At 46.5% G+C, this 6,771-nt stretch carries 6 protein-coding genes; 3 read left to right on the top strand and 3 right to left on the bottom strand.

Annotated elements, in window-relative coordinates; genetic code table 11:
* Positions 1-2 precede the first annotated feature (2 nt).
* Positions 3-143, top strand: coding sequence for a lasso RiPP family leader peptide-containing protein (locus ACOJS8_RS17240; RefSeq protein ID WP_420149785.1), 141 nt, complete (start codon positions 3-5; stop codon positions 141-143).
* Positions 144-274: 131 nt separating this feature from the next.
* Here the strand turns inward: ACOJS8_RS17240 and ACOJS8_RS17235 are convergent, their stop codons facing one another.
* Both ACOJS8_RS17235 and ACOJS8_RS17230 read right to left on the bottom strand, forming a co-directional pair.
* Entirely contained in the window at positions 275-1,228 is a 954-nt protein-coding gene (locus ACOJS8_RS17235) for an L-threonylcarbamoyladenylate synthase (protein WP_420149784.1), read from the bottom strand.
* A 77-nt stretch (positions 1,229-1,305) separates the two neighbouring features.
* Positions 1,306-1,773 carry an FKBP-type peptidyl-prolyl cis-trans isomerase gene (locus tag ACOJS8_RS17230; RefSeq protein WP_420149783.1) on the bottom strand — a complete coding sequence of 156 codons (468 nt, stop codon included), beginning with the start codon at positions 1,771-1,773 and terminating at the stop codon, positions 1,306-1,308.
* 673 nt (positions 1,774-2,446) lie between these two features.
* On the opposite strand from ACOJS8_RS17230, the gene ACOJS8_RS17225 reads away from it, so the two are divergent.
* Both ACOJS8_RS17225 and ACOJS8_RS17220 read left to right on the top strand, forming a co-directional pair.
* The gene (locus ACOJS8_RS17225) at positions 2,447-4,843 is read left to right on the top strand and encodes a gliding motility-associated C-terminal domain-containing protein (RefSeq protein WP_420149782.1); all 2,397 of its coding nucleotides are present in this window, start codon (positions 2,447-2,449) and stop codon (positions 4,841-4,843) included.
* A gap of 118 nt (positions 4,844-4,961) precedes the next feature.
* Positions 4,962-5,207, top strand: a complete 246-nt coding sequence (locus ACOJS8_RS17220) for a hypothetical protein (protein WP_420149781.1) — start codon at positions 4,962-4,964, stop codon at positions 5,205-5,207.
* Positions 5,208-5,254: 47 nt separating this feature from the next.
* On the opposite strand, the gene ACOJS8_RS17215 is transcribed toward ACOJS8_RS17220, so the two are convergent.
* On the bottom strand, positions 5,255-6,771 hold a 1,517-nt coding region (locus ACOJS8_RS17215; protein WP_420149780.1), incomplete at its 5' end, for a DUF5686 family protein.

Genomic DNA, 6,771 nt, shown 5'->3' with positions numbered 1-6,771 from the left:
AAATGAATAGGAACATACAAAACAAAAAACGCGATTTCGTTAAAAAGTCTTATCAGAAACCTCAGTTAAAAAACTTGGGCAGCGTAAAAACATTGACTTTGAAATCGGGTTCAAATACAGATGGTTTGGGCGGATTCATTTAGTGAATAGTTCAACGTTCGTTTAAAAAAGAAGGCGGATTACATGATGTAATCCGCCTTCTTTTTTAAACGAACGTTGAACTATATACATAGCTATTTTTTACTGATAACAAATGCCCTATAGTGAACGGCTACTATTTTTCCACACTTGCACGGCGTAGCCGGTCATTCATAGCCCATCCCAAGCCTACGTTTGGTAGGGGTTCTGCATAGATAATATCGATGGGCAAGTTGTCAAGTGCTCTCAAATAGGCAAAAAGATTTTTGGCAGCTTCGTTAGGGTCTCCAGTTGGAGAGAGCACGAGCTGATAGTCATTTTGTAAGCCTCCAAATGGCTCTCGAAATACCAGTGCTCCAGCTCGTTCATCCGGATCTGGCGACTCGCCTGCTGACAATAGGATCAATGGTTTGCGGGGAGCGTAATGACTGCTTAGCATACCCGGAGCCTTAGGATTTGACGTTGAATGTGTTCGAACAGCAACAGGACCGATTAGTTGCTCAATCTGTTCCAGCGCCAATCCTCCCAGCCGAAAGACCACAGCCTTATTATTTTCAAAGCCAACTATAGTAGATTCAATTCCAACATTTGATGGGCCCCCATCCAGTACGTAAGGAATTTGCGCTCCCAACTGGTCAGCAACGTGCTGGGCAGTAGTCGGGCTAATGTATCCAAATGGATTCGCACTTGGTGCAGCTAAGGGAAAATCGAGCGAACGTAATAAGTTTGATGTCAGCGAATGATTTGGAATACGAACCGCAACCGTAGGCAGCCCTGCTGTAACCAGATCAGGAACCAGATCGTGTTTAGGAAGCAGTAATGTTAACGGGCCAGGCCAAAAGGCATTGGCAAGACGAAGAGCCGCTTCCGGAAATGCCGTAACGAGTTGATCCAGCTTATGTATAGAATCTGTATGTACGATCAGAGGATCGAATGAAGGCCGGTTTTTTACCTGAAAAATCTTTAGAACGGCGTCGGGGTTCAACGCATTCCCGGCTAAACCATAGACAGTTTCGGTCGGAATTCCAATAACGTTTCCCGCTTCCAGCAATTTTTTTGCAACCTGAAGATCCGTCCCAATCTGTGCCATGCTGCAAAGATACAGACTAAGGCTAAAAGCAGAAGGCAGGAAAGTTTTTCCTGCCTTCTGCTTTTAGCCTCACCTCTTTAATGGTGCCCCCCGGGGCCATGCACATGACCATGTGCCAACTCATCCGGCGTAGCGTCGCGAACCTCAACCACTTCTACGTCAAAATGTAAATCCTGATCCGCAAGTGGATGGTTTGCATCGACAGTCACAGTCTGCGGGTCCACTTTCGTGACGGTAACTACCTGGCCGTCGTTTGTTTCAAACTGCATTCCCACTTCAATCTTTTGACCGCCAAAAGCCCGAATCGGTACTTCTTCTACAAGTTTTGGGTCATGCTTACCATATCCTTTTTCAGGGGCGACATCCAATTTCAGTTTGTCTCCTTTTTGCCGTCCTTCAAGCCCTTCTTCCATGCCGGGAATAAGGTTATTCGCACCATGGAGGTAATAAAGCGGGTCTCTTCCCTGACTTGAGTCTAAGACATTGCCCTCGTTATCGCGAAGGGTGTAATGGATAGCCGCTACTTTGTGTTTAGTAATGTTCATAATCTGTTTTTTATAGCACTCCTTTACTTTTTAGGTACAACAAGTAAATCGATGAAGTGGCTTACATTTCGACATAATTTGCCTTAAATGAGTTTCATTGTTAAGGCAAATTCACTCTTTATTACCCGGAAAATTGGCAAACTGCGCTTATTTCTGAAATGAGTAATCAATCACGAGTTGTTTCGGTCAGCAATTGCTGATAAAATCTGCTGCGCGAATTCATGAGCTCTGATCTGAATATAGACGACTCTTAGGTAAATGAACTCACGGGTCTGTAGTAAAAAACACCAAATCAGAAGCGGCAACGATTGTAAATAGGGTAGCGTCCGGAAATCATTATCTTTGTTTTATGAATGAGCGATTCAAATATTGGCTCAAACGCGTCGGCTGGCTGGGCTTTCTTTTCTTCCTGATCAAAGGACTCTTATGGTTACTGATACCTTATTTAATTGCCCGCGGAATATTGGCTAAATAATAACCAGTCAAGTACGTCGGGTATAGGCATTAGCCTCACTACGTATCAAATCCTTGCTTATTAGTGCCCATAAGCTAACTATTCATTTCGACCATCAGATAATATATTTAGACAATATACTTAATCGTATAAGTATACGTATATTCAATCCTGTTTTCTGAATAAGTCGGTTGAATAAATAGTAGACTTATACGGGCAATGAGGAGAGATGTTTACCATCGGGTGATTGTGGGGTTAGTTTTCGTATTTTCTGCGCATCTAACTGTATACGTAAAGGCCGATCATATCATTGGCGGAGATGTCAGTATGCGAGCTGTAGGAACTACTCCTGGTTTGTTTCAGCTACAGTTAAACCAATATTGGGACGCAACGAAAACTGGTGTTGGCAATCAGGACCGATCCGTTAGATTATTGATCTATCGTAAACAAAATCCCGTTCTGATTGAGAGCATTACGCTTCTGTTACAGGAAACCTTACCGCTTACGTTTGATAATGAGGCTTGTGCCAAGTTGCGGCAATTGAGTTTTGTACAGGCTCGTTATTACGATACGTATCAGTTCGATCCCGGAAAGTACACCGATCCGGGAGGGTATTACGTTATCTGGGAACGATGCTGCCGAAACAGCGCGCTTACGAATGTAGACGCAGCCACAGCCGCTGGTGTTGCCATGACGTTTTATCTGGAGTTTCCTCCCATGATAAGAAGTGGTACTACGTTCAAAAACTCAGCCCCTGATTTTCGCTTACCAAACGGTAGCTATATCTGTCTGAATAAACCATTTACGTTTAGTGCCGATGCTACGGATGCTGATGGTGATCAGCTACGTTACTCGCTGGTAACTCCACTTAACGGCTATACGACCCGCTCGAACCCTACTAGTCCAAGCGATAGTCCCAGAAATAGCTATCCTACAATTGAGTGGGCAGCAGGATACAGTCTTACTAATATCATTCCTGGAAATCCAGCACTAACCATTAACCCGAATACAGGCCAGTTGAGCGTTACGGCTTCAAAGGAAGGGCTATTTCTGTTTACGGTACAATGCGAAGAATTTCGAAATGGCGTACGTATCGGCGTTGTCCGACGTGATTTTCAGCTGCCCGTTGTCGACTGCTCAAAAAACACACCCCCTCCAGCCGTCGTGTTAGCCAATGGGAAAGCGGTTACCGAGTTAACCTGGTGTCAAAGTCAGCCATTGACGCTAGCTGTTGAGAAAAACTCAATATGGGCGTATCAGTGGCAAAAAGACGGGACAAACCTGCGCGGGTCAACGGCTGATACGTTACGAGTTAACGAATCCGGGACGTATACCGTTGTCAAAAGCCAGGCAAACGTTTGTGCGAATGATACGATGTCACAGGCAATCAAAGTTACGATGATGGGGACATTGCCGGTGAAAATGTCACTGATTGGCTCAAAGCCTTACTGCGTAGGTGACACGGTTACGATACAGGCGGAAGGAACCCCCGATACACAATTTCGATGGCGCCGAAACGGGATCAGCATTGTAGGTGAGCAGCGGTCTGTGCTTCGTGTTTCACAATCGGGGATATATACCGTATTGGCCAATTCGGCATCAGCTGTTTGCGATGGAAAGGATAGCGTCAACGTAACAATTAATGCCCGACCAACTGTTCAGATTACTGCATCGGCACTGGTGTTCTGTCCGGATACATCTGTTCAGGTGGTTGCCAGCAGCAGTATAAGCGGCTCCCGGTATTCGTGGCAGTTAAATAATTCCCGGTTGGCAGACACAACCAGTCAGGTGAAGACAAAACAGGCAGGCAGCTATCAGGTTACTGTAACTTCACCATCTGGTTGTATGGCCACCTCCAATTCACTGACACTCACCCAGTACGATGCACCTGCCGTACTGTTGGATTCTATCGCTCCGGTATGCGGCACCGGAAGTCCCATTGTGCTGCTCAACGGGCAACCAGCTGGCGGTACATTTGCCGGAGCGGGTGTTCAGGGGAACCAGTTTGATCCGAAAATAGCGGGTGTTGGTTTACACAAACTGACGTACACGATTCTGTCAGACAAAGGATGCCGGGTTACGCAGACTCGCTGGGCAAACGTATCTGCAGGCCCTAAAATAACAGGACCCGCAAATTATGCTATTGCAAAGGGCGGCAGCGTTCAACTCCTGACCCAGAGCGACGAAGCCATTAGCCTGTACCGATGGGAACCGCCCGGCTCTCTATCGCAGACAGATGTAGCCAGTCCTGTAGCTACGCCATTCATAACCACTACGTATCAGTTAACAGCTATTAATACAAATGGCTGCCCCTCAAGTTTTTCCACCGTTGTTGAGGTTACGGAACCGCTCTATGTTCCATCGGCGTTTTCGCCCAATGCCGATGGTGTGAACGATTCATGGGTAATTCCAAACATCGGTTCATTTCCGAAATGTGAAGTGTCGGTCTATAATCGATGGGGCGAACTGGTATTTTACTCGCAGGGGTACACGAATCCCTGGGATGGTACCTACCGCCAAACGTTCGTACAAACGGGAGTCTATACGTATCAGATTCGAACAGGAGAAACCGCTCAACCCTTTACGTATCGAGGTCAGCTAAACGTAATTCGATGAGTATTGAACAGAAAATAAAGTAGGGGAAATAGGAATTTTTAACGTAACAAGCTCTGAACATTACGTCGCTGTGTGAGTTAGAAAGAATAGAAAATGAACCTAAAAACCGCGAAACGTTATGGAAAGCGAAGATAAAGAAGATATCATTCGGGCGAAACAGGCTATTTCACCAGCCGGACTCGGTGATCAATCGGTAGAAGGAACCAGTGGGCCGGGCAGTGAAATCGATCCCGACGAGCTGGCGCCTGATCCCTTAGAAGAGGAATATATGGATGGCGATGAACCGGGAGCTAATGTGCGTATGACACATCCTAACCGGAATCCGAATCCCAAACCAGATATTGATAAACCTGCCTACAGTTAATAGCTGAAAAATAGAGCTTGTCAACCAATGTCAAGCTCTGTTTTTTCTTACAGAGACATCCAGCCTGAAACTTTAATGGCAAAAGGTGTAACTGGAATACCCGTACGGCCTATATTGTCCTGATATGTAAGCCGGTGAATGGCATCGATACGTAGCACTTTAAAAATGTTATTGATGCCATACCCAACTTCTATATAGGGCGTTCGGCTAAGTGAGCTAAAGCCTTCCACTGCCTGACCTGCCGCATTTTTTGCCGGAATCATTGCCAGATTGTCGGCCGATACGCTTCCTATCAAAACTTTAGCCGTAACCAGCTCTCGCCATTTAAGTCGCCGGAGTAGGGGGATTCGGTTGAAAATCAGCCCGTTGAAATTGTGCTCCCATCGGACCGTAGCCCACCGGTCGCAGATAAATTCAAAATAATTCATCAGGTTGTAGGCGTTCCCAACGTAGAACGAAGACTCATTCCCCAGAGGACTATAAAGCAACGGGTAAGGTACCGTATTGGGAATAATTCCGGCTTCAAGCGAATAATACGTGCGGCCCAGAACTCCCATTCTGAACGAATGGTTCATGCCCAGAGCGATACGTTGATAGGTAAAATCGCCCCCCATTACGTTCCGAAGCCCTACCGTATAACGTAGTGTATAAATTGGTTTACGGATGGCCCCTCCGCTAACACGTACGTTGTCATTCTGAAGCATCACTTCATCGGGTGCGTAGCGCGTTTCCGAAATCAATTCCGTAGTTCGGTAGGTGCTGCGGATTGTCTGATCATCATCTTTAGCCTGGGGCTGGAAAGCAAACGGAAACAAGGGTTCGAATGTGCGATTACGCAGGGCAAAGGTTTGCGTAAATCCCCGCCCCATTTCGCGTCGTGCGAAAACCAGATTCTCGTCCTGAAAATAAGGTCGGCGGATGGTACCAAAACGGGAATAAGCCGCAAATAGTGAGTTGCTGCCGATGTTATCGCCCGATACGCCAATACGCTCCAGATCGTACGTGTGGCGGAAACCGATCACAGTCCAGGGCTTTCGGCTGAGAATATATTCGACACTCCCGCTGTATTTGAACTCTTGATCCTGTGTACCATAAGCCAGATAACCGCTCAGAAGCCATTTACGGCTAAATCCCGTATTTGTGCGTAAGCCGAATCGGAAGCGGTAGCCTTCAACATTATTTTTCGCGTAAGAGTATAGAATAGGTCCCAGTTCAATATTTAGCTTACCCAGTGGCTTATAGCCCAAAACTCCGAGACGTATAATTTCTCCGGCTACCTTCATAATCGGTACGTTACGTACGGAGTCGACCACTTGCAAAGCCTGCAACTCCCTGGCTGAGAGATCATCTGGCCGAACGCGTTTCCAGAACGTAGCGTCAGCTTCGCGATAATCCTCGGCCAGTTCAATAGAGGGATTATAAAAACCGACTTCTTTGGGTTCGTTCTCCGTCACGTTTCGCGCCATTGTGAAGAACCGAATAATAGCACCTGGCGAGCGGGGAGTGGGTTGTTCCGTATCGATGGTCAACTCGGTCTGGGTTGGAAAACGCAGTCCTGAAGGTA

The organism is Spirosoma sp. (genome assembly GCF_048594605.1).
In the GTDB taxonomy this organism is placed as follows: domain Bacteria; phylum Bacteroidota; class Bacteroidia; order Cytophagales; family Spirosomataceae; genus Spirosoma.
Note: the sequence above shows the minus strand (reverse complement) of the source record. Positions and strands in the feature narration are given on the sequence as shown.